Annotated in this window: 20 protein-coding genes; 11 read left to right on the top strand and 9 right to left on the bottom strand. The window is 70.6% G+C overall.

All coding sequences use genetic code 11. The features are described from left to right. Positions 1–108: twin-arginine translocation signal domain-containing protein (locus tag AB4112_RS29155; RefSeq protein ID WP_441724819.1), on the bottom strand; the 108-nt coding region annotated here is incomplete at its 3' end. A 282-nt stretch (positions 109–390) separates the two neighbouring features. Between AB4112_RS29155 and AB4112_RS29160 the strand changes: the two genes are divergently transcribed. The 3 genes from AB4112_RS29160 to AB4112_RS29170 all read left to right on the top strand — a co-directional run bounded on the left by AB4112_RS29160 (position 391) and on the right by AB4112_RS29170 (position 2,359). Beyond that, the gene (locus tag AB4112_RS29160) at positions 391–1,449 is read left to right on the top strand and encodes an ABC transporter ATP-binding protein (RefSeq protein ID WP_309792513.1); all 1,059 of its coding nucleotides are present in this window, start codon (positions 391–393) and stop codon (positions 1,447–1,449) included. An 86-nt stretch (positions 1,450–1,535) separates the two neighbouring features. Continuing rightward, the gene (locus AB4112_RS29165) at positions 1,536–2,114 is read left to right on the top strand and encodes a TetR/AcrR family transcriptional regulator (protein ID WP_309792512.1); all 579 of its coding nucleotides are present in this window, start codon (positions 1,536–1,538) and stop codon (positions 2,112–2,114) included. A gap of 68 nt (positions 2,115–2,182) precedes the next feature. Continuing rightward, positions 2,183–2,359, top strand: coding sequence for a hypothetical protein (locus tag AB4112_RS29170; RefSeq protein WP_309792511.1), 177 nt, complete (start codon positions 2,183–2,185; stop codon positions 2,357–2,359). Positions 2,360–2,384: 25 nt separating this feature from the next. On the opposite strand, the gene AB4112_RS29175 is transcribed toward AB4112_RS29170, so the two are convergent. Together AB4112_RS29175 and AB4112_RS29180 are read right to left on the bottom strand one after the other, a co-directional pair. Continuing rightward, complete coding sequence (locus AB4112_RS29175; protein WP_441724623.1) at positions 2,385–3,155, bottom strand: DsbA family protein; 771 nt, start codon at positions 3,153–3,155, stop codon at positions 2,385–2,387. A 116-nt stretch (positions 3,156–3,271) separates the two neighbouring features. After that, a complete protein-coding gene (locus AB4112_RS29180; protein WP_441724822.1) occupies positions 3,272–4,576 on the bottom strand; it encodes a M48 family metalloprotease in 1,305 nt (434 codons plus the stop codon). 144 nt (positions 4,577–4,720) lie between these two features. Between AB4112_RS29180 and AB4112_RS29185 the strand changes: the two genes are divergently transcribed. From AB4112_RS29185 to AB4112_RS29200, 4 genes are all read left to right on the top strand, one after another. Next, positions 4,721–5,863 carry a pyridoxal phosphate-dependent aminotransferase gene (locus AB4112_RS29185; protein ID WP_441724625.1) on the top strand — a complete coding sequence of 381 codons (1,143 nt, stop codon included), beginning with the start codon at positions 4,721–4,723 and terminating at the stop codon, positions 5,861–5,863. Between the two features lies 1 nt (position 5,864). Continuing rightward, the gene (gene mtgA, locus AB4112_RS29190) at positions 5,865–6,635 is read left to right on the top strand and encodes a monofunctional biosynthetic peptidoglycan transglycosylase (protein ID WP_309792505.1); all 771 of its coding nucleotides are present in this window, start codon (positions 5,865–5,867) and stop codon (positions 6,633–6,635) included. 66 nt (positions 6,636–6,701) lie between these two features. Next, the gene (locus tag AB4112_RS29195) at positions 6,702–7,277 is read left to right on the top strand and encodes a flavin reductase family protein (protein ID WP_441724627.1); all 576 of its coding nucleotides are present in this window, start codon (positions 6,702–6,704) and stop codon (positions 7,275–7,277) included. Between the two features lie 370 nt (positions 7,278–7,647). Continuing rightward, positions 7,648–12,225, top strand: coding sequence for a hypothetical protein (locus AB4112_RS29200; RefSeq protein ID WP_441724629.1), 4,578 nt, complete (start codon positions 7,648–7,650; stop codon positions 12,223–12,225). A gap of 31 nt (positions 12,226–12,256) precedes the next feature. Here the strand turns inward: AB4112_RS29200 and gcvA are convergent, their stop codons facing one another. Then, positions 12,257–13,144: a transcriptional regulator GcvA gene (gcvA, locus tag AB4112_RS29205; RefSeq protein WP_441724631.1), complete on the bottom strand. Its 888-nt coding sequence runs from the start codon at positions 13,142–13,144 to the stop codon at positions 12,257–12,259. 93 nt (positions 13,145–13,237) lie between these two features. Here gcvA and AB4112_RS29210 point away from each other — a divergent pair, with 93 nt between their 5' ends. Further along, positions 13,238–13,945 carry an SDR family oxidoreductase gene (locus AB4112_RS29210; protein WP_441724633.1) on the top strand — a complete coding sequence of 236 codons (708 nt, stop codon included), beginning with the start codon at positions 13,238–13,240 and terminating at the stop codon, positions 13,943–13,945. A gap of 132 nt (positions 13,946–14,077) precedes the next feature. Here the strand turns inward: AB4112_RS29210 and pncA are convergent, their stop codons facing one another. From pncA to AB4112_RS29225, 3 genes are all read right to left on the bottom strand, one after another. Beyond that, positions 14,078–14,794 carry a bifunctional nicotinamidase/pyrazinamidase gene (gene pncA, locus AB4112_RS29215; protein ID WP_441724635.1) on the bottom strand — a complete coding sequence of 239 codons (717 nt, stop codon included), beginning with the start codon at positions 14,792–14,794 and terminating at the stop codon, positions 14,078–14,080. Positions 14,795–14,872: 78 nt separating this feature from the next. Beyond that, positions 14,873–15,919: a bile acid:sodium symporter family protein gene (locus tag AB4112_RS29220; protein ID WP_441724637.1), complete on the bottom strand. Its 1,047-nt coding sequence runs from the start codon at positions 15,917–15,919 to the stop codon at positions 14,873–14,875. Between the two features lie 146 nt (positions 15,920–16,065). Further along, a complete protein-coding gene (locus AB4112_RS29225; RefSeq protein ID WP_441724639.1) occupies positions 16,066–16,554 on the bottom strand; it encodes a class I SAM-dependent methyltransferase in 489 nt (162 codons plus the stop codon). 265 nt (positions 16,555–16,819) lie between these two features. On the opposite strand from AB4112_RS29225, the gene AB4112_RS29230 reads away from it, so the two are divergent. Continuing rightward, a complete protein-coding gene (locus tag AB4112_RS29230) occupies positions 16,820–18,436 on the top strand; it encodes a glucan biosynthesis protein (RefSeq protein ID WP_441724641.1) in 1,617 nt (538 codons plus the stop codon). A 58-nt stretch (positions 18,437–18,494) separates the two neighbouring features. Beyond that, complete coding sequence (locus AB4112_RS29235) at positions 18,495–19,274, top strand: GNAT family N-acetyltransferase (RefSeq protein WP_309792496.1); 780 nt, start codon at positions 18,495–18,497, stop codon at positions 19,272–19,274. A gap of 95 nt (positions 19,275–19,369) precedes the next feature. On the opposite strand, the gene AB4112_RS29240 is transcribed toward AB4112_RS29235, so the two are convergent. Then, a complete protein-coding gene (locus AB4112_RS29240; RefSeq protein WP_441724644.1) occupies positions 19,370–20,035 on the bottom strand; it encodes a hypothetical protein in 666 nt (221 codons plus the stop codon). Continuing rightward, a complete protein-coding gene (locus AB4112_RS29245; RefSeq protein WP_441724646.1) occupies positions 20,032–20,580 on the bottom strand; it encodes an RNA polymerase sigma factor in 549 nt (182 codons plus the stop codon). The genes AB4112_RS29240 and AB4112_RS29245 overlap by 4 nt, the downstream gene beginning before the upstream one ends. 190 nt (positions 20,581–20,770) lie before the next feature. Between AB4112_RS29245 and AB4112_RS29250 the strand changes: the two genes are divergently transcribed. Further along, on the top strand, positions 20,771–21,577 hold the full coding sequence (locus tag AB4112_RS29250) for a hypothetical protein (protein ID WP_441724649.1): 807 nt from the start codon (positions 20,771–20,773) through the stop codon (positions 21,575–21,577). The last annotated feature ends 1 nt before the right edge of the window (position 21,578 follow it).

Consider the following 21,578-nt stretch of genomic DNA (forward strand, 5'->3'; position numbering starts at 1 on the left):
GGCCGGGGTCGCGGCGCGGGCGGGGCCGCCCGTCGCCAGCACGGCGGCGCCGCCCGCGGCGGCCAGCCCCATCAGGAATTCACGACGGTCGATCGCGTTCAGCATCATTCGTCTCCGGCTGATCTTGGTCCCCGGCCCGGCCGGAGACGGCGTTCAGTGTTTGTGCATGCATAATGGCGGGTGAGTGCCATATGCGTATTCGAATGCGATGATGGGTGAGTTACATGAACACATAGTAAGATTTTTGGGGCCTCGGCGGATTTCCAGGTCACGCCGGCGGAACTTGTAAGACCACTCGGTCGAAACCGGTTTGACCGGCCCCGGCCATCGGTTACCCTTCCGGCAACGATCGGGCGGCCGCGACACCGCCGGCATGACAGGGAGGGTGCGATGGCTTCGGTCTCGATCCGCGGTGTCACCAAGTCGTTCGGCGCGGTCCCGATCATCCACGGCGTCGACATCGAGATCGGCGACCATGAATTCGTCGCCCTGGTCGGCCCGTCCGGCTGCGGCAAGTCCACCCTGCTGCGCATGATCGCCGGGCTGGAGCGGATCACCGGCGGCGAGATCGCCATCTCCGGCCGCCGCATCAACGAGGTCCCGCCGAAGGAGCGGGACATCGCCATGGTGTTCCAGAACTACGCGCTGTACCCGCATATGACGGTGCGGGACAACATGGCCTTCGCCCTGATGCTGGCCAAGACCGACAAGGCCGAGATCGACCGGCTGGTCGGCGACGCCGCCGCCATTCTCGGCCTGTCCGCGCTGCTCGACCGCTATCCGCGCCAGCTCTCGGGCGGGCAGCGCCAGCGGGTGGCGATGGGCCGGGCCATCGTGCGCGACCCGCAGGTGTTCCTGTTCGACGAGCCGCTGTCCAACCTCGACGCCAAGCTGCGGGTGCAGATGCGCACCGAGATCAAGCTGCTGCACCAACGGCTGCAGACCACCTCGGTCTACGTCACCCATGACCAGGTCGAGGCCATGACCATGGCCGACCAGATCGTGGTGATGCGCGACGGGCGGGTGGAGCAGTCGGGCCGGCCGCTGGACCTCTATGACGAGCCGGCCAATGTCTTCGTCGGCGGCTTCATCGGGTCGCCGGCCATGAACGTGATCGACGGCACGGTGGGCGAGGGCGGGGTGCAGGCGGCCGACGGCACGGTGCTGCCGCTGCCGCCCGACGCGCGGGTGACGATGGGCCAGAAGCTGCGCTACGGCGTGCGGCCGGCGCATCTGCGGGTGATGGCGGACGGCGCCGGCCTGCCGACCCTGGTCGAGGTGGTCGAGCCGACCGGCGACGACACCTTCGTCTATGGCCGCATGGCCGGGCAGGAGATCTGCGCCCTGTTCAACCAGCGCCAATCCTTCGGGCCGGGCGACACCATCCGTCTGCAGCCTGACGTGACCCGGATCCACCTGTTCGACGCCGCGACCGAACGCCGCCTGTAGGGCATGGAATCGCGGCGAAGGGGCTTGACGGTCCTCCGCTGCGGCGATAAGTTAGTTAACGATCACTTACATCGTGAGTCGAGGCGATGGCCGGCAAGGGCAGGGACACACGGGCGCGGATGGAGGTGGAGGCGATCCGCCTCTTCGCCGAACGCGGCGTGGAGGGCACTTCGGTCCGCGACATCGCCGCCGCAGTCGGGGTCACCGAGGCGGCGCTGTACCGCCACCTGTCCTCGAAGGACGAATTCGTCGCCGAGCTGTTCGCGGTCCGCTACCTCGAGCTGGGGCAGAAGGTCTTCGCGGCGCAGGAGGGGCTGGCCGGCTTCGCTGCGCGGATGGGGGCGATGGTCGAGGCCTGCTGCCGGCTGCACGACCAGGACCCGTCGCTGTTCCGCTTCCTGCTGATCGTGCAGCACCGGGCGCTGCCGGCCTTCGATCCGGCCCAGCCCAATCCCGGCGACGTCATCGGCGCCGTCATCGCCGACGGCATCCGCGAGGGCGCCGTCACCATCGCCGATGCCCAGCTGGGCACCGCCATCGTCTTCGGCTGCGTGCTGCAGCCGGCGATCTTCCGCCTCTACGGCAGGCTGGAGCACGGCCTGTCGCACTACGCCCCGGCCCTCACCGCCGCGATCCTGCGGGCGCTGGGCGTCCGGTCCGCCTGACACCGCCGGGCCGTCACCGACGGCAAACTGGCACCATCCCCCAACCGTCTCAGCGAATGGAGACGTTCATGATCGACCCGATCGTGTTCCTGTTGATGATCGCCGCCATGGTCTGGCTCGGCGTCCAGGTGCTGACCCAACGCAGCGCCATCCGCGAGCTGGAATCCCGGCTCGACCACATCGACGATGCCGAGGCGGCCCTGCCGCCGGCGGGCCGTCACGCGAACCGGCGAGTCTCCGCCTGAGACCCGCCGATGCCTGTACTCCGGTTCAGCCCGCCCGGTCCTTGTCGATCTGGCTCTTCAGCGCGTCGAAGCCGACGGCGCCGGGGATGATCTGGTCGTTGATCACGAAGGCCGGCGTGCCCTGCACGCCCAGCTTCTGGGCCAGGTCCATGTTGTCGCGCAGCTCGGCCACCACCGACGGGTCGTTCATGTCCCGCTTCAGCTTGTCGAGATCCAGCCCGACCTGCCCGGCGACGGTGTAGACCACCTCGTCGGTCAGCGGGCCCTTGAAGCCCATCAGCTTGGTGTGGAAGTCGAGGTACTTGTCCTGCTTCTGCGCTGCCAGCGAGGCGCGGGCCGCGGTCACCGAGGCCGGCCCGAGGATCGGGAACTCCTTCAGCACCACGCGCAGCCCGGTGTCCTGCTTCAGCAGCTTCTCCAGATCGGGCTGGCTGCGCTTGCAGTAGCCGCAATTGTAGTCGAAGAACTCGACCAGGGTGACGTCGCCCTTGGGGTTGCCGATCACCGGCGAGGTCGGGCTGCGGAAGATCTGGTCCGCCTGGCTGGTCAGCGACGTGGCCTGGGCCTTGCGCTCATCCTCGTCCTTCTTGGCCTGATAGGCGTCCAGCGCCTCGACCACCACCTCGGGATGCGCGCGGATGTACTCGCGCACGATCTGCTCGATCGCATCCTTCTGCGCCGGGTCGATGGTCTGCTGGGCCTGCACCGCGGGCGACGCGACCGCCAGGGCGGCGACGGCGGCCAGGGCGGCGAGGCCCAGGCCGGCGAACCAGGGGCGGTGGCTGGGGCGGAACATCCGTGCGTCCTTTCGGTGGGGCATGTCTCTCTACTCGCCTTTCGCGGCGACGGGATCAATGGTAACGCGGCTGGCAGCGTCGTTCAGCCGCGAATTTCCGCAATCGGTGGTCTCGGTCAGCCCGGCTTGTCCTCGGCCTCGCGCTGCAGGTCCTGGGCCCGCCGCCACCCCGGGGATCCGCGCGGCAGCAGCTGCAGCGCCCGCGCGACCTGGGCCCGGGCGTTGGGCAGGTCGCCCCGCGCCAGGTTGTCCTCGGCCAAAGCGAGCGATGCCTTGCCCATGTCGCCGGTCTTGCCATAGGCGGTGCCGAGCAGGCGCCAGACGATCGGCAGCGTCGTCTCCGGGTCGACGCTGGCCCGCTCCAGGTCGCGGATGGCGCTGCGCAGCTCGGCATCCGAGCCGCGGTCGATCTTGGTCTGCGCCAGGGGGATCAGCAGCTGCGGCTCGCCCGGCAGCAGCGCCAGGGCACGCTCGTAATAGGGCCGGGCCTCGGCCAGCCGGCCGGTCTCGAGCAGGATCTGGCCGCGCAGCTCCAGGAAATACGGGTTGCGCGGCTCGGCCTTGATCAGCGCGTCGGTCCGGCCGAGGGCGTCGGCGAAGACGTTGCGGCGATAGGCGCCGATCGCTCGGGCATATTGCGCGGGAAGGCTGGTGTCGCTGGCGGGGTAGACGCGGCCCACCGTCTCCGGCTGGGTGAATCCGATCAGCTTGGCGCGCATCCGGGCGAACTGGTCGTCATAGCCCGGCGGCACCGGGCCGCCGCGCAGCGCCGACTTGTCGACCGCCTCCTGCACCGCCTCGATCCGGTCGGCGGTCAGCGGATGGGTGCGGCTGTAGTCGGAGCCGCGGGGATGCGCCAGCTCGGCATCCTGCATGCGCTTCAGGAAGCTCAGCATGCCGTCCGCCGGGATGCCGGCCTGGGCCAGGAAGCGCAGGCCGGCCTGGTCGGCCGAGCTTTCGATCCCCCTGGTGAAGTTGACCATGTTCTGCCGGACCATGTCCTGGGCGGTGAAGGCGCCGGCCATGGCGGCGTCGCCGCGGCCGGCTGCGGCCCCGGCGGCGGCGCCCAGCAGCGAGCCGATGGTGGCGATCAGCTTGCTGCGCTCCACCATCTCCTGGCCGCGCACCAGATGGCCGCCGGCGATGTGCCCGGTCTCGTGGGCCAGCACGCCCATCAGCTCGTCGGCGTTCCGCGCCTCGATGATCAGCCCGGTGTTAACGAAGATGTTCTGGCCGCCGGCGACGAAGGCGTTCACTCCGTCGTCCTGGACCAGGAAGATGCTCACCGCCTCCGGGGTCAGCCCGGCGGCCCGGAAGATTGGCGTCAGCATCCGGTGGATGCTAGTTTCGATCTCGGCGTCGCGGACCACCGGAATGCGTTGCGCCTGGGCTGCCGCAAGGGGCCCGACGACCGCCGCCACCGCCAGCGCCAAGATTCGAATGACCCGTCCCAACGCTCCGCTCCCTCCGTGCCGGCGATCCGCGCCCCTGGATCATCACGCTAGAAACGGAATGTGTCGAGCCGGCGGCGTCATGCCCTGTTCTGTCGAAGAGACCCACCTGTCATGAAGATCTCCCGCCGCGGCCAGGTGCCGCCCTTCATCGTCATGGATGTGATGAGCGTGGCCGCAGCGCGCGAGAAGACGCATGGCGACGTGCTGCATCTCGAGGTCGGCCAGCCCAGCACCCCGGCGCCGGCCGGGGTGCTGGCGGCGGCGCAGGCAGCGCTGCGCGACGACAGGATCGGCTACACCGTGGCGCTGGGCATTCCGCCGCTGCGCCAGGCCATCGCCGGCCATTACGGCCGGGCCTATGGCAGCACGGTGACGCCGGAGCAGGTGGTGGTGACCACCGGGTCCTCCGGCGCCTTCCTGCTGGCCTTCCTGGCCGCCTTCGATGTCGGCGACCGGGTGGCGCTGGCGGCGCCGGGCTATCCCGCCTACCGCAACATCCTGGGCGCGCTGGGCATCGAGGTGGTGGAGATCCCGGCCGGGCCGGAGACGCGCTACCAGCCGACTCCGGAGCTGCTGGAGCGGTTCGGCGGCAAGCTGGCCGGGCTGATCGTGGCCAGCCCGGCCAACCCGACCGGCACCATGCTGTCGCCCGAAGCGCTGGCCGAACTGACCGCCTATTGCGACGCCAACGCGATCCGGCTGGTGTCGGACGAGATCTACCACGGCATCACCTATGGAATGGGCACCAGGACGGCGCTGGAGACCAGCCGCAGCGCCATCGTCGTCAACAGCTTCTCGAAATACTATTCGATGACCGGCTGGCGGCTGGGCTGGCTGGTGCTGCCGGAAGAGCTGGTGCGGCCGGTCGAATGCCTGGCGCAGAACTTCGCCATCTCGCCGCCCACCCTGTCGCAATACGCGGCGGTGGCGGCCTTCGATTGCGGCGAGGAGCTGGATCGCAACGTCGTCCGATACAGCCGCAACCGCAGCCTGCTGCTGGAGGCGCTGCCGCGCGCCGGCTTCGACCGGCTGGCCCCGGCCGACGGCGCCTTCTACCTCTATGCCGAGATCGGCCACCTCACCAATGACAGCCTGGAGTTCTGCCGGCGCATGCTGGCCGAAACCGGGGTGGCGGCGACGCCGGGCGTCGATTTCGACCCGGTGCGCGGCCACGCGACCATGCGCTTCTCCTTCGCCGGCGCGACCGAGGAGATGGCGGAGGCGGCCGACCGGCTGCAGCGCTGGCTGCGCTGACATGGCCCGGCGCGCCGCGTCCCGCTGGCGGCCGCGCCTGCCGAGCTTGCGGCTGCCCAGCCTTCGGCTGCCGGGCGGGCTCGGCCGCTGGTGGGGCCGCCGGCGCTGGTGGTCGAAGATCCTGTGGGGCCTGTTCGCCCTGCTGGTGCTGGCACCGCTGGCGCTGACCATCGTCTACCGCGTGGTGCCGGTGCCGGCGACGCCCCTGATGGTGCTGCGCCTGTTCGAGGGCGAGGGCTGGCATCGCGACTGGGTGGCCTGGGACGACATCGCGCCGGTGATGGGCAAGGCGGCGGTGGCGGCCGAGGACAACCTGTTCTGCCGGCACGACGGCTTCGACTGGGTGTCGATGCGCGCGGCCTGGGACCGCTACCGCTCCGGCGTCGGCCGGCTGCGCGGCGGCAGCACCATCTCGAACCAGACCGCCAAGAACGTCTTCCTGTGGGACGGTCGCACCTTCATCCGCAAGGGCTTCGAGGCCTATCTGACCGTGATGATCGAGGCCCTGTGGCCGAAGCGCCGGATCATGGAGGTCTATCTCAACGTGGTCGAGCTCGGCCCCGGCATCTATGGCGTCGAGGCGGCGTCTCAGGCCTATTTCGGCAAGAGCGCCGCGCAGCTCTCGGCGCGCGAGGCATCGCTGCTGGCCGCGGTGCTGCCGAACCCGCGCGGCTGGTCGGCCGGCAAGCCGTCGCGCTACGTCGCCGGCCGCGCCGCCACCATCCAGCGCCGCATCGGCCAGCTCGGCGACCTGCTCGACTGCCTGGGTTGATGATGGCTGCCGCTTCACCGACTCCAACCTCCCGGGTAGGACCCCATGACTGCCGGACATGATCGCATGGACCCACACGTCTCTCCTGTCGGCCTCGACAAGGCCTACAGGCTGATCAACCACGGCCCCACGGTGCTGGTCTCCGCCCGTGCCGGCGGCGTGGACAATGTGATGGCCGCGGCCTGGGCCTGCGCGCTCGACTTCGCGCCGTCCAAACTGACCGTGGTGCTGGACAAGATCGCCGCGACGCGCGGGCTGGTCGAGGCCAGCGGCAGCTTCGTCATCCAGGTGCCGACCGTCGCGCAGCTCGAGCTGACGCGCGCGGTGGGCACACGCAGCCTGGGCGACGAACCCGACAAGCTGGAGCGCATCGGCGTCGAGCTGTTCCGGATGGCCGACATCGAGGCCCCTTTCGTCCGGGGGTGCTCGGCGTGGCTGGCCTGTCGGGTGATTCCCGAGCCGCATATCCAGCAGGCCTACGACCTGTTCATCGCCGAGGTCGTCGGCGCCTGGGCCGACACCCGGGTGTTCCGGGATGGTCGCTGGTTCTTCGAGTCCGCGGGACCGGAATGGCGAAGCCTGCACCATGTCTCGGGCGGCCATTTCTATGCGATCGGCGAGCCCCTGGCCGCCCCGGCGTAGAGGGCGGGCCAGGTTCGGGCGGCCCCATCGGGGCCGCTCGTCCTCTTCCATCGCCGACCGCGCTCCGTCGCCGACCGCGCCGTCGGGCTTGTGGATATGATCTTAAATTACGTCGAAAATTCAATTTGTTGCGCTGACCGGCCGCCTTGCCGATAGTGCGTTCGTCGCGGTCGGCCGCCACATCGCGCCGGACCGCGCCGCTTCGATCTCGCCGCAGACGCTCATGCCCTGCGGGGCTGGGATGTCCGCCCGAACGATCGCAGCGTGCGGAAGGCCATGCTCTCACGGGCTCATTAAGTCCGGGGGCGTCGCGACCGATCGGCCTTTGACGGCAACGGCATTGATTGCGGCATTGATTTGAGGAGGCATTATGCAAACCCCATTTCCGCCCTTCGCCAGCCTGGCGCTGCACAAGGGAAACAGCCAGAATCTCCAGCTCATCGGTCTCGGGACCGACGGCAGCCTGTGTCTGCCGGCCTGGCAATCCCACGCATCGGGGACCTGGACGATCCAGCCTTCCAACCGGCTGTCATTCCAGCACGGGACGTTCTCGGCCCTGGCCCTGGGCACCGGCAATCGCGGCTTCCTGCAGGTTCTCGCGCTGGGCGCGGACCGGCACATCTACCTGGTCGCATGGCAGGATGGATCGGGCGACTGGCATCCGCCTTCCGCTGTCACCAGCGGGCCGCTCGGCGATCCGGCGCGGACCTATGCGGCGGTGACGACCTGCCCCGGCAACAGCGGCTTCCTCCAGGTGTTCGGCCTGGGCACGGACGGCAAGATCTATCTGGTCGTCTGGCAGGACCAGAACGGCGACTGGCATCCGCCATCCGCGGCCACCAACGGGCCGCTCGGCGATCGGAGCTACTCCGCCATGGTCGCGGCCAATGGCAACAGCGGCTATCTGCAGGTGATCGGGCTGGGCACCGACCAGCAGGTCTACCTTGTCGCCTGGCAGGACCAGAAGGGCGACTGGCATCGCGACGGCCGCCTGCTTTCGAAGCCGGGGCGGCACTATTCCGAGGTGGTGGCGGCGAACGGCAACAGCGGCTTCCTGCAGGTGCTGGCCCTGGGCACCGACCGGAAGGTCTACCTGGCCGCCTGGCAGGACGGGAAGGGCAAGTGGCACCTCCCGGACACCTATGGCGGCCCGCTCGGCAACGAGAGCCGGCCCTATGTCGCGCTGGCCGCGGGCATGGGCGCCGACCGCAACCTCCAGGTCCTGTGCCTGGGCACGGACGGCAAGCTCTACCACCCGGCCTATCAGGACAAGTCGGGCGACTGGCACGCGCCGTCGTCCAAGACCTACGGCCCGCTGGGCGACCCGGCGTTGAGCTACCGGGCCCTGGTGCTGGGCAACGGCGACCAGGCCGGCAAGGATCATCCGGGGAACCTGCAGGTGGTCGGCCTCGGCGCCGGCGAGGTCGGCGACGGCCTGGCCTTTCTCGCCGCCTGGCAGAGCGGGGACGGCCATTGGCATGCGGGCAAGCCCCTGGGCAAGGTCCGGTCGCCGATCGTCAACTGGGAGGGCGCGACCGGGCAGAAGGTCGATGGCGGCTGCGTCGCCTTCGGGCGGTTCTGGGTGGCGCAGGGCAGCGCGGTCATCTCCTTCGATGCGATCTCCGGCGCGCGCGGGCGGAAGCTGTTCCCCTTCCCCAACAACGCCAGCCCGCGGGCCATCCAGCCCTATGGCGGCAAGCTCGCGGTCGTCTGCGATGACGGCAACCTCTATCTCGCCGACCCGGACACAGGGCAGATCGGCTTCAAGGCTTCGGTCGGGATTCCCACCTGGACGGCGGCGCAGGAGGGGGCGGTGTTCGTCGCGGGCTTCGGCGGCGTGACCCGGCTGGGGCCGGACGGCTCCATCGCCGGGCCGTACGGCCGGGAGGTTCTCGCCGGGGCCCCGGCGGTCGCCAACGGCGTCCTCTATATGCCGACCCATTCCTCGACCTTCGGCTCGAGCGTCGAGGCGCTGGATGCGACGACCCTGGCCAACCTGTGGTCGATCGGCGCGGACGGCAGGCCGGGGCCGGTCTTCTGCGACGGCTCCCGGCTGTGCTTCACCACCGAGCACAAGTCGCTCTACGTGTATGACGTGGGCGCCCGGTCGCCGGTCACGCCGAAGGGAAAGCCGATCGGGCTGGGCGCCGCGTCGGAGATCCAGCCGATCCTCAACGACGGCATCTGCTACGTCGCCTTCAGCGACGCAGTGCAGGCCGTCGAGGTGGCGACGGGCCGGCCGGGCCGGCGCTTCGCCCCGCTGCACAGCGCTCCCGAGGGCACGCCGATCCTGAACGAGAACGGCGTGCTGTTCTACGGCTCGATCGGCCCGATCTACGTGATCGACACCGCCTCCGCATCGGCCGGGCTGGGGACCTATGGCGACGGTGCCTGGCCTTTCCTCGCGGCCTGGCAGGATGGCGCGCTGTTCTATGCCGACAGCAGCAGCGCCGCCGCCGTCCGGCTGGACGAGCTGGTCCACCAGTACTACGCCGAGACCAGCCTGATCCGGGACTTCGACTTCTCCCGGGGCGTGGGTGCGGCCACCTCGGCGCCGAACTTCCAGGTCGAGGTCGCGCTGTTCGACAAGGACGGGTCGCCGCGCGCCGGACAATCCGTGCGCATCTCCGCGACCGCACCGACCACGGTGATCCATGACGGGCGGGCGACCCGGATCTCGCCGACCGACTTCCTCGACGTCACGGTCGACGGTGCCGGGCGGCTCCGCGTCGCCGTCCCGGCCGGTTCGGCGGACCGCAGCGGCACGTTCCGGCAAGGGCTGACGGCCCCGGAGCTGCTGCTGACCTCGCCCTTCATGGATCCCAGGATGCGGTTCGTGATCCGCCCGCACGGGCAGCTGCAGCAGCAGCTGGCGACCATCACCCAGGACCAGCTGCACGGCGCCAAGGGCTATGACGAGCGGGCCGTCGTCAACGACGCGTACCGCAACGACGGCAAGGCCATGGCGAGCGCCACGGGCGCGATCAACCAGATGTCCGGCATGGTCCACACCTCGATGGCCGATCCGCGCAAGCGCAGCGCGGGCAACATGTACTGCGACTCCGCCTGCGACATGGCGGTCGCCTGCTGCATGCCGGCCAGCGATCCGGCCTGCCGGGTGGTCTGCGACCAGTCCTTCTCCTTCGACCTGACGCTCGGCGCCGCGCATTTCCGGCTGCTGTCGTATGAGGAGGCGGGCGCCGCCGCGGCCGCGCTGGCCCCGGCGGCGATCCTGGGGGGCTGGGACGATTTCTGGGACGACATCAAGACCGGGGCGGCCAAGGTCACCAGCGCCGTCATCACGGCCGTCGCCGACGGCGCCGAGGCGGTGATCCACTTCGCGAAAGGCGCGGGCAACTACGTGGTCAAGGGCGTGATCGGCGCGATCGAGCAGGCCACCCTGGTGGTGCAAGGCATCTTCAACACCATCGCCTCCGCCATCCACCGGGTGGTCGAGGCGGTCAGCTTCCTGTTCGACTGGACCGAGATCGTCGATCTGCACAACCGGATCCGCGACGAGGTGACCGCGACCTGGACCGCGCTGGGCACGGGCGCCGGCGGGGTGTCCTATGCCGGCATCAAGGCGGCGCTGGACGAGCGGTTCAAGACGGCGAAGGCGGCGGCCGACGCGGCCTTCCAAACGGCCAAGATCGCCCTCGGCAACCAGACGTCGCTCGGCGCCCAGAAGGCGGCCTCGGGGCAGCCCAACGCGGCGGTCGGCTCGGGCCAGGACAACTGGCTGCTGGCCAAGCTGCAGTCCCATGTCGTCGCGCCGGTCGCGCCCGGTCGTCAGGCCGCCCCAGCGGCGGTCGCGGGCATCGTCTGGCCGGATTTCGATCCGGGCGACAAGGTCGCGGGCATCTTCGAGCGGTTCCTGGGCACCCTCGGCGACACCCTCAAGGGCGAGTTCTCGGCGACGATCGACCGGGTGCGGGAGGATCTCGATTTCCGCTCCAGCCCCGGCCTTCTCGCGCGGGGGCTGTCCGCGGTCATCGACATCGTGCAGGGCCTGCTGGATGCGGCCATCGGTGTCGGCAAGGCGGTCACCGACCTCCTGGTCGACCTGCTCGAGGCCCTGATCGGGGCGGTGAAGGAGTTCGTCACCCACGAGATCGAGATCCCCTACGTCTCCGACCTCTACGAATGGGCCACCGGCAACAAGCCGTCGCTGCTCGACGTGTTCGCCCTGATCGTCGCCATCCCTGCCGGCTTCGCCATGAAGCTCCTCTGCCGGCAGCCGGCCTATGCCTCGGGCGTCTCGCCGCTGCCACCGGCCGAACGGGTCCGGCGGGGGCTGCCGTCGCGCGTCGGCAAGCCGCTTCCGGTGGGCTGGATCACCATCGTGGCCGGGTGCGCGCAGACGGTCTGGAGCGTGGTGTCGGGTGTCCTGGGCCTGGTCGTTGTGGCGACGGAGAAACTCTCCCCCCCGACGTCGCTCACGCCGCTGGACTGGACGCGCCTCGGCCTGACGCTGGCGGCGCTGTTCCTGGTGCGCGGCGCCTTCGGGGCCGCGATCGGATTCCACCAGGGCCACCCGGACCCCCTGGTCTGGTCCATCTGGGCGGTGCCCACGCTCGTCCTGGTCGCCGACGTGGCGGCGATCGCCCTGGCCCCCCGACTGGCCAAGACGGGATTGCCCGAAGCGATCGCGATCTATGGTGCGGTTGCCGGCTTTGCCGTGGCGGTCCTCGGGGCGATTCAGTTCCTGAATGGCGACAAGACCGAAGGCGATGGCCTGGCCCTCGGCTTCGCCCTGGCCGTCGGCCTTTCCCTGGTCTGCCGGGTCGTCGTGGTGTTTCCCGAACCAAAGGTCAAAGCCGTCGGCGTCGTCGCGGGGGCGGGCTTCCTCTTCGGCTCGGGCGTGCTGGAGGTCGCGCGGGGCGTCCTGGGGGTCGAACGGGAGGTCGAGCCGGCGGCGCTTCCACGCAGGGCCGGTTCGCCGGGCTGAAGCGGCCGGGAGGGTCGGGCGCGCCGCGGGGTCACGCGGCGGGCCCGGCCGCCTCCGCCAGCAGCCACAGCCGCATCGCCGCGACCTTGCGGCTGTCCCAGGTCTCGGGCGGGGCCACGATGTGGAAGCCGCGGGCCCCGGCCTCCGGCAGGCGGATGTCCAGCGGCGCCACCAGCTGGCCGGCACGCAGCTCGCGCTCGACCAGCGGCCGCGGCACCAGGGCGATGCCCTGGCCCAGCAGCGCCGCCTCGATGGCGTGCAGGGTGTGGCTGAAGCGGACGCCGCGCCGGGCCTCGGCCTCGTCGCGGCCGACGGCGCGGTACCATTCCGCCCACAGGAAGTGGGAATCGTGCAGCAGCTTCACCCGGCCGCCGAGGTCGTCGAGGCCGATGGCGGCGTCGCACAGCGCCGGGCTGCACACCGCCACCGGGTCGGCCGGGAACAGCAGCTGCGACGCCAGGCCGGGGGCGATGCCGGTGCCGTAGCGCACCGCCAGGTCGACGCCGTCGCGCTGGAAGTCGACCAGATCGTTGGAGGCGGAAAGGCGGACGTCGATGCCGGGATGGCCGCGGGTGAAGCCGTCCAGCCGCGGCACCAGCCAGCGCGAGATGAAGCTGGGCGTGGTGCTGAGCGTCAGCACCTCGGCCTGGTGGGCGATCCGCGCCGCGGCGTCGGCGATCAGCCGGAACGCCTGCTCGACCGGCTGCAGCAGGGCTTCACCCGCCGCGGTCAGGGCCAGGCCGCGGGCCTGGCGCTCGAACAGCCGGGCGCCCAGCGACTGCTCCAGCCCGCGCACCTGCTGCGCCACCGCGCTCTGCGTGACGTTCAGCGCCTCCGCCGCACCGCGAAAACTGCGGTGGCGGGCCGCGGCGCGGAAGGCGCGCAGGGCGTTGAGCGGCGGCAGCCCGTCGGCCAGCATGAAGTTTTCCTACAGCCAGGATGAAGAACTTCGCGTTTGTCTCCTCCCGCCCGCGGGCGCATCTGTCAAGGGCAACACAGAGGGAGCACCGGGATGAGCACGACCGATCGGGTGGCCATCGTCACCGCCGCCAGCAAGGGCATGGGGGCGGCGATCGCCCGCGAACTGGCGGGGCGCGGCTACAAGCTGGCGCTGTTCGCCACCTCCGATGCGGTGACGGCCTTGGCCGAAGAGCTCGGCGGCATCGCGGTGCGCGGCTCGGTGACCGAGCCGGCGGACCTGCAGCGCCTGGTCGATGCGACGCTGGAGCGCTGGGGCCGGATCGACGCGGTGGTCAACAACACCGGCCACCCGCCCAAGGGCGACATCCTGGCGATCCCCGACGCCGACTGGCATCTCGGCCTCGACCTGGTCCTGGTCAATGTGGTGCGGCTGGCGCGGCTGGTGACCCCGGCGATGGAGCGGGCGGGCAAGGGCGCGATCGTCAACATCTCGGCTTTCGGCGCGGTCCAGCCCGGCGCGGCCTACCCGATCTCCTCGGTGCTGCGGGCGGGGCTGTCGGCCTTCACCAAGCTCTATGCCGACCGCTACGCCGCGGTGGGCATCCGCATGAACAGCGTGCTGCCGGGCTTCATCGACAGCTATCCCGAGACGCCGGAGCTGATCGCCCAGATCCCGTCGCGGCGCTTCGGCACGGTCGAGGAGATCGCGGCCACCACCGCCTTCCTGCTGTCCGACGAGGCCGGCTACATCACCGGCCAGAACCTGCTGGTCGATGGCGGGCTGGTGAAGGGGATTTGAGCGCGACCGCGTCCACCCAACGCTGTCATGCCACGGCTTGACCGTGGCATCCAGGGGTGGCCAGAGCGGCTCGTGGTGGCCCCTGGATTGCCCGGTCAAGCCGGGCAATGACAGGGAAGGGCGGCCGTCGGCTCACGCGATATCCGCCGAGACGATCTTCTGCACCCCGGCCGCGGTCATCGCGGTCCAGGCCTTGGCCAGCGACCCCTCGGCATCGATGCCGCGGCAGGCATCGTCGATGACGAAGGCCTCGAACCCCGCCTTGCGGGCGTCGATGGCGCTGAAGCAGACGCAGAAATCGGTGGCGACGCCGACGGCGAAGACCCGGCGGATGCCGCGCTCCTTCAGGTATCCGGCCAGGCCGGTGGCCGTGCCGTCGGCCTCGTTGAAGGCGGAGTAGCTGTCGACCGTCGGGTGGTAGCCCTTGCGGATCACCAGCTCCGCCGTCGGCAGCTTCAGGCCGGCCGACAGATCCGCGCCCGGCGTGCCCTGGACGCAATGGTCGGGCCACAGCACCTGGTCGCCATAGGGCAGCTTGGCGGTGTCGAACGGCTTGGCGCCCGGATGGGCCGAGGCGAAGGAGATGTGGCCCGGCGTGTGCCAGTCCTGGGTCACCACGATGTTGTGGAAGCGCGTCGCCAGCGCGTTGATCACCGGCACGATCTTGTCGCCGTCGGTGACCGCCAGGCTGCCGCCGGGCAGGAAGCAGTTCTGGACGTCGATGACCAGCAGCACGTCGGCGTCACCAGGCGTGATCGCGGTGGCGGCGAGGCTTGGCCGCAGCCATGCGGCGCTCGTGGCGGCGACACCGGCAGAAACCAGAAATGTGCGGCGGCTGAGCCGGGACATAATTTTCCCCCTCCGTTTCATGCAATGCCGAGAGGCTCGCATGGAGGGGGACAGGCAGCAAGTCCTAAAGCCGAGGTGTCAGGCGGCCCGCGCCGTCCGGCTGCGCGCCGGCTTCTCCGCCTTGTGCGCGTCGTGCGCCTCCGCATCCGTCACCGGGCGGGCGGCGAGGCGGCCGGCGATGACGCTGACCGCCATCAGCTGGAAGAAGTGGAACACCATGACCGGCGCCAGCACCAGGCCCAGCTGCGGCGTGGTGCCGAACATCAGCCGGGCCATCGGCACGCCGGTGGCCAGCGACTTCTTCGAGCCGCAGAAGGTGGCGGCGATGGTGTCGGGCAGGTCGAAGCCGAACAGGCGGCACAGGCCCCACATCACCGAGAAGGCGACGCCGAACAGCAGCACCACGCCGACCACGATCTCGACCAGCACGATCGGGTCCTGCTGCGACCAGATGCCGGACGCCATGGAATCGGCGAAGGAGCCGTAGACGATCGCCAGGATGATGGCGCGGTCGGCCATCTTGATCCGGCTGTAGTGGCGGGTGGCCCAGCCGCTGAGCAGCGGGCGCACCAGCTGGCCGAGGACGATCGGCAGCACCACCAGCAGCGCCACCTTCAAGAGCACCGGCCCCAGCGGCATCGGCGCGCCCTGGCTGTGGGTGTACCAGGCCATCATCAAGGGCGTGATCAGCACGCCGATCAGGCTGGACAGGGTGGCGTTGAAGATCGCCGCCGGCAGGTTGCCGCGGGCCAGCGAGGTCATCGCCACCGAGGAGGAGATGGTCGAGGGCAGGGCGGCGAGGAAGAAGAAGCCCAGCAGCAGTCCGGGTTCGAGCCAGTTGTGCCCGATGGCGCCGGCACCAAGCACCAGGGCCGGGAACAGGATGAAGGTGCCGGCGGTGGCCAGCAGGTGCAGCCGCCAATGCGACGCGCCCGCCTTCATTTTCTCCGGCGCCAGGGTCAGGCCGTAGAGGAAGAAGACGACGGAGACGCCGTAGGTCGAGATCCAGTCCCAGTGCAGGGGGCCGCCGGTGACGCCCGGCGTGGGCCACAGGCACGCGGCCACGGCAACCAGGGGCAGGGCGAACATGAACCAGTCGGGCTTAGCCCGGCGTGCCTTGGCCATTACGAACTCGCATCTTGCTACGGGTTACCCGTGCATTCTGTATACAAGATAGCAGCCGAGGCCCCCGGACCACCCCCGATCCGGCATGGGTGTGTTGCAGTGCGGAAATGGTTGCTGCGGTCGCGAAGCGGTGCGGCCGCCGGGACCTATCCGACCCGCCACAGGAAATAGGGCCACTCCGGCGCCGCGAAGGGCAGGGCGGTCCAGCGCCCGGCCCGCATCGGGCGGTCGCTGACCACCAGGCCGCCGGGCGCCATCAGCCCGTCGATCAGCCCGGCCAGCCAATCGGCCTGGGCGGCGTCGCGGGCGCGGTCCTCGCTGCCGAAATCGGCATGGGCCAGGGCCGCGGGCACCCATGGGGTCCGGCCGGACAGCGCCGGCAGGGTCTCGCGGAAATCGCCCAGCACCAGATCGGACGCGGCCGGCGTGGCATCCGCCGACGCATGCAGGTCGCGGTCGAAGCCGATGATGGTGCGATCGGGGAACAGCTTGCGCAGATGGCTGAAGGTGCGGCCCTTGCCCAGGCCGATCTCCAGCACCGGGCCGGGCAGGGCGCCGATCTCGGCCGCCGCCAGCTCCAGCGCCCGGCGCTGGGTGGTCATGCGGGCGATCATGCGGTCCAGGCGGCTGTCCATCGGGTACGCGCTCCAGCGGCGGGTGTGGGCCGGCACAGTAGGACGGACCGGCCGGGCGCTCAAAGGGCCACGCGTTGCGTCCCATCCTCCGAATGACGCATGCGTGGCCGCGACGGTTGGCATCCGGCGCGCGGGGTTGCTATGGTCGCGGCCTCGCGAAGCGGCCGGATAGTGCCCCCGCGGCGATCGGCGCCCCACTCGCGGGCCCCGGCCGCGACGGGGGCGGCTCGGCCGATGTCTCAACCCGGGGAAGAGACGGGAAACGATGCTCGACCGCCGCACCTTGCTGAAGCTTGCCGCTGCCACCCAGATGTTCGGGATGTTCGGAGGGGCCTCGGCCCTGGCGGCGCCGCCGGCCGGGCTGCGCTACGGCGACGCCAGCCCGTTCTCGTTCGACTGGCTGAAGAGCCGGGCGCGGGCGCTGGCCGCAGCACCCTACGCCTCGCCGCCGCGGCCGGACCCGGCGACCGTGGAGGCGATCGACTACGACGCCCACGGCAAGCTGAAGTACAAGCCGGAATACGCGCTGTATGGGGACGGCCAGCCGGGCGCCTATCCCGTCACCTTCCAGCATGTCGGCCGGTTCTTCCCCAAGACCGTGAAGATGCATGCGGTCGACCCCGCCGCCGGCACCGCGCGCGAGATCCAGTACGACCCGCAATACTTCACCGTCGGCCCGGACAGCCCGGCCGCCAAGCTGGCGCCGGAACCCTCGGCCTTCGCCGGCTTCTGGATCCAGGAGGCCAAGGACAAGGGCGACTGGAAGACCGAGGAGCCCTGGGTGGCCTTCCTCGGCGCCTCCTACTTCCGCGCCAAGGGCGAGCTCGGCCAGGTCGGGCTGTCGGCGCGCGGCATCACCATCACCCCGGGCTCGGGCGGGCCGGAGGAGTTCCCGGACTTCATCGGCTACTGGTTCGAGCCGGCCGGCTCCGACGCCGATGCGGTGACCGTCTACGCCCTGCTCGACGGTCCTAGCCTGTCCGGCGCCTACCGCTTCCTGATGCGCCGCACCGCCGGCGTGGTGATGGACATCCAGAGCGCCCTGTTCCTGCGCCAGCCGGTCGAGCGCCTGGGCATCGCCCCGCTGACCTCGATGTACTGGTACTCCGAGACGGTGAAGAAGACCGCGATCGACTGGCGGCCCGAGGTGCATGACAGCGACGGGCTGGCGATGTGGACCGGCAGCGGCGAGCACATCTGGCGGCCGCTGAACAACCCGGCCCGGATCGTGGTCTCCAGCTTCGCCGACCAGACGCCGAAGGGCTTCGGCCTGCTGCAGCGCGACCGTGTCTTCGACCATTACGAGGACGGGGTGCGCTACCACCTCCGCCCCTCGGCCTGGGTCGAGCCGCTGGGCGACTGGGGAAAGGGCGCGGTGCAGCTGGTCGAGCTGCCGACCGACGACGAGATCCACGACAACATCGTCGCCTACTGGCACCCGGACGCGCCGACCAAGGCGGGCGACGAGCTGGGCTTCGCCTACCGCCTGCACTGGCTGGCCGACGAGCCGTTCCCGACGTCGCTGGCCCGGGTGGTCGCCACCCGCCTCGGCCGCGGCGGCCAGCCCGGCCAGCCGCGCCCGGACGGGGTGCGCAAGTTCATGGTCGAGTTCCTCGGCGGCCCGCTGACCAACCTGCCCTTCGGGGTGAAGCCGGAGCCGGTGTTCTGGGCCTCGCGCGGCACCTTCTCCTCCTACACCCTGATGGAGGCGGTGCCGGACGACGTGCCGGGCCATTGGCGCGTCCAGTTCGACCTGGCGGTCGACGGCGACGACCCGGTCGAGATGCGGCTGTTTCTCAAGGCCGGCGATCAGGTGGCGTCGGAGACCTGGCTGTTCCAGTACCGCCCCTTCGTGTCGGATGCCTGGCCGGTCGGGAAGTAGTGCCCGCGGGCCGACGCCGGGTGGTGCGGATGCCGCCCGGCACCAGCCGGGGAGATCAATGACGGACGACGCGATCGTGGTCCTGGCGCGTGATCCTCTGCGCCACATCGTGCTGCTGAAGCACATCGTGGCGCATCCAGACGATGTGCAGGTGCATCAGCTGTGGGACAGGGCGGCGGCGGCGACGTTGGTGCTGCTGGCGACCGCGGCGAACTCCTACGATCGGCAGGCCTATCCCGCGGCGCAGGTCGCTGCCCTGATCTCAAGCGATCATCCGGACCTGACCGGAGCCCTGCTGGACCTTGTTCCGCGCGATGTCGGAGTCGTGTTCAAGCTGTCCAGCGATGCCGACCGTGACGCGGTCGCGGCGCGGTTTCCGATCGAGCCGACGACGCGCTACCTGTCCTTCACCACCGCCGCGCCATTCCGCCGGGATGACCAGGTCGAGCTGACGGTCACACCCGGCGATGCGATGCTCGACCTGTTCGAGACGCAAGGCCACGACCGGGGCTGGTTGCGCGACCTGCTCCGGTCCGGCCGGGCCTTCGTCGCGGCGCTGCAGCGGGACGGGCAATTGCTCGCCGCCTGCTTCGCCTTCGAGAACCATGGGCCGGTCTGGGAGGTCGGCGGCGTCTGCACCCCTCCGGCGTTCCGGCGGCAGGGCCATGCCGCCCGCGTGGTCCGCACCGCGTTGGCCGAACTCGCTTCGCGCCGCCTGGTTGCGCGCTACCAGGTCCACCATGAGAACGCGCCTTCGATCCGGCTGGCGGACTCCCTCGGCTTGCGGCGCTTCCTGACGCTGACCCACTTCCTGCACGACCCGGCCCGCCGCGGCTGACGACAGCGAGCCGGCGCCGTTAGCCGGCGCCGTTCGCCTGCCGCAGCGCCTCTGCCGGGTCAGCGATGTTCCTCAAGGCCGGGATCAGATGAGGCCTACAGCGCCTGGCCGCCGGCCGGCCCGCCGTTGTCGGGCCACCACAGGCGCCAGTCGTGCTGGCCGACCCGGCAGGCGATGCCGCCGCCGGTGCGGGAGCCGTCCGGCCCCTCGACCGCCTCGGTGAACTCCCGGCAGAAGCGGCCGGAAGCGTCGATGAAGGTCGAGACCGGGCGGACCCGGCCCGCGGTCGCGCCGTCGCGCCACGGTGTCTCGACGCCGTTCGGCGCCTGCTCGAGCACCTCGGCCCGCCTCGCGTCGATCGCCGTCTGGGTCGCCAGGCGGATCTGCTCCGCCGTCTCGATCCGGGCGACCCGCTCTTCGAGGCCGTCGATGACGCGCAGCGCGGTCCAGCCGCCGCCGACCACGGCCAGCAGCACTGCTGCGGCCGCGATCGCCCCGAGCCACAGGCGGGCCGGGCGGCGCCGCCCGGCCATGATTGCCGGGGCGGCCGCATCCCCGGCCAGCAGCCCGGCCAGGGCGGGTGGGAGCGGCTCCTCCACCGGGGGAAAGGCGGCGGCGAGCCGCGCCGTCATGTCGCGCTCGCGCCGCAGCGCCAAGGCCAGGGCCGGGTCGCGGGCCAGCGCCGCGTCGACCAGCCGGCGGCGCTCCGGCTCCAGCACGCCGTCCGCATACCCCGCGATCCAGTCGGTGTCGATCGTCAAGGTCGCCTCCATCCCCGAGGGGCCGCCACGGCCGTGGCGCCGACCAGGCGCCGCGACAGCAGATGGTGCAGCGCCTGGCGGCCGCGATGCAACCGGCTCATCACCGTGCCGACCGGCACCTCCAGCGCCTCCGCCGCGGCGGCGTGGCTGAGGCCGCCGGCCGAGACCAGGAGAAGCACGCTGCGCTGCTCCTCCGGCAGCCGGTCGATCGCGCGCTGCACCGCCGCCAGCATCAGGGTCGCCTCGACCTCGGCCTCGGCGTCGCCGCCCGGCAGTGTGTCCGGATCGACCGGATCGGCGGTCTCGCCGCGGCGGCGTCCCGCCCGCAGGCGGTCGAGATGGAGATGGTAGGCGATGCGGAAGATCCAGCCCTGCATGGTGCCGGTCGCGCCGGCCTGATGCGCCCGCTCCAGCGCCCGTTCGCAGGTGGCTTGCAGCAGGTCGTCGCCCTCCGAGGTCGAGCCGGCGAGCGCGCGGGTGAAGGCGCGCAGCCGCGGCAGCGACGTCAGCAGTGCCCCTTTCACCCGTTCTGCCGGATCGGACATTCCCTCATCCCATGGCTCCGGCGTCACCTGCGTCCGGTCTCGGCGCATAAACGCTTGAAACGGCCGCCCGGCCCAAGGCGGATGCAAATATTTTTACGAGATTTCCGGGAATGGCAGAGGCACTTCGGACGTCTGGGAAGTGAGACGAGCTGTTGCGGCTCGGTTCTACACACTGGTTCCGGAGGTCCTCATGCGTATCCGTTCCGCTGCGACACTGCCCTTGGTGGCCGCGTTCGGCCTGCTCTATGCGACCGGCGCCAGCGCGGCCGTCCTCGGGGATTTCGCCGGCCTCTCGAAGCCGCAGTTCATCACCGTCAAGGACAATGGCGGCGGGAACGGTGGCGGAAATGGCGGTGGCAACGGCGGCGGGAACGGTGGCGGAAATGGGGGCGGGAATGGCGGTGGCAACGGTGGCGGAAATGGGGGCGGGAATGGTGGCGGCAACGGCCACGCCGGCGGGAATGGGAACGCTGGCGGCAACGGCAACGGGAACGCTGGCGGCAAGGCCGGAGAAAACAGCAACGACCCCGATGCCGGGGGCAAGACCAAAGGCCGGGGCCAGGGCCTCGGCAAGCCCGACACCATCTCGCTCGACGACGACACCACCGACGCCCTGATCGGCTCCGGCTGGTCCCCGACCGTCGGCAACGGCGCGTTCCGCAATCACGGCCAGCGCGTCTCCACCATGGTCGGCCTGTCCAAGGCGCTCGGCTATGGCGCCCGCGTCGGCGCCATGCAGGCCAATTTCGGCACGCCGCAGGAGACGGGCATCCGCGCCCTGCAGGAGCGGATCGCCGACCTCAAGGCCGACCCGACTGCGGACCCGGCCCTGATCGACGCGCTCGAGGCGCAGCTCGCCGACCGGATCCAGCAGGTCAAGCCCGGCGTCGGGCCGACCGGCGAATGGGAAACGACGAATCTGGACGTCGACGGGAACGGGGTGGTCGACGATCACGACCTGTCGCTCGCCCGCCAGGGCTTCCACCCGTTCGATTGAC

The sequence above is a fragment of the Inquilinus sp. 2KB_23 genome (assembly GCF_052115705.1).
Lineage (GTDB): Bacteria > Pseudomonadota > Alphaproteobacteria > DSM-16000 > Inquilinaceae > Inquilinus > Inquilinus ginsengisoli_A.

Excerpts from the sequence above, each read along its gene's own strand:
- AB4112_RS29160 (WP_309792513.1), top strand. The coding sequence starts at position 391 with ATGGCTTCGGTCTCGATCCGCGGTGTCACCAAGTCGTTCGGCGCGGTC.
- AB4112_RS29165 (WP_309792512.1), top strand. The coding sequence starts at position 1,536 with ATGGCCGGCAAGGGCAGGGACACACGGGCGCGGATGGAGGTGGAGGCG.
- AB4112_RS29170 (WP_309792511.1), top strand. The coding sequence starts at position 2,183 with ATGATCGACCCGATCGTGTTCCTGTTGATGATCGCCGCCATGGTCTGG.
- AB4112_RS29175 (WP_441724623.1), bottom strand. The coding sequence starts at position 3,155 with ATGTTCCGCCCCAGCCACCGCCCCTGGTTCGCCGGCCTGGGCCTCGCC.
- AB4112_RS29185 (WP_441724625.1), top strand. The coding sequence starts at position 4,721 with ATGAAGATCTCCCGCCGCGGCCAGGTGCCGCCCTTCATCGTCATGGAT.
- mtgA (WP_309792505.1), top strand. The coding sequence starts at position 5,865 with ATGGCCCGGCGCGCCGCGTCCCGCTGGCGGCCGCGCCTGCCGAGCTTG.
- AB4112_RS29195 (WP_441724627.1), top strand. The coding sequence starts at position 6,702 with ATGGACCCACACGTCTCTCCTGTCGGCCTCGACAAGGCCTACAGGCTG.
- AB4112_RS29200 (WP_441724629.1), top strand. The coding sequence starts at position 7,648 with ATGCAAACCCCATTTCCGCCCTTCGCCAGCCTGGCGCTGCACAAGGGA.
- gcvA (WP_441724631.1), bottom strand. The coding sequence starts at position 13,144 with ATGCTGGCCGACGGGCTGCCGCCGCTCAACGCCCTGCGCGCCTTCCGC.
- AB4112_RS29210 (WP_441724633.1), top strand. The coding sequence starts at position 13,238 with ATGAGCACGACCGATCGGGTGGCCATCGTCACCGCCGCCAGCAAGGGC.
- pncA (WP_441724635.1), bottom strand. The coding sequence starts at position 14,794 with ATGTCCCGGCTCAGCCGCCGCACATTTCTGGTTTCTGCCGGTGTCGCC.
- AB4112_RS29220 (WP_441724637.1), bottom strand. The coding sequence starts at position 15,919 with ATGGCCAAGGCACGCCGGGCTAAGCCCGACTGGTTCATGTTCGCCCTG.
- AB4112_RS29225 (WP_441724639.1), bottom strand. The coding sequence starts at position 16,554 with ATGGACAGCCGCCTGGACCGCATGATCGCCCGCATGACCACCCAGCGC.
- AB4112_RS29230 (WP_441724641.1), top strand. The coding sequence starts at position 16,820 with ATGCTCGACCGCCGCACCTTGCTGAAGCTTGCCGCTGCCACCCAGATG.
- AB4112_RS29235 (WP_309792496.1), top strand. The coding sequence starts at position 18,495 with ATGACGGACGACGCGATCGTGGTCCTGGCGCGTGATCCTCTGCGCCAC.
- AB4112_RS29245 (WP_441724646.1), bottom strand. The coding sequence starts at position 20,580 with ATGTCCGATCCGGCAGAACGGGTGAAAGGGGCACTGCTGACGTCGCTG.
- AB4112_RS29250 (WP_441724649.1), top strand. The coding sequence starts at position 20,771 with ATGCGTATCCGTTCCGCTGCGACACTGCCCTTGGTGGCCGCGTTCGGC.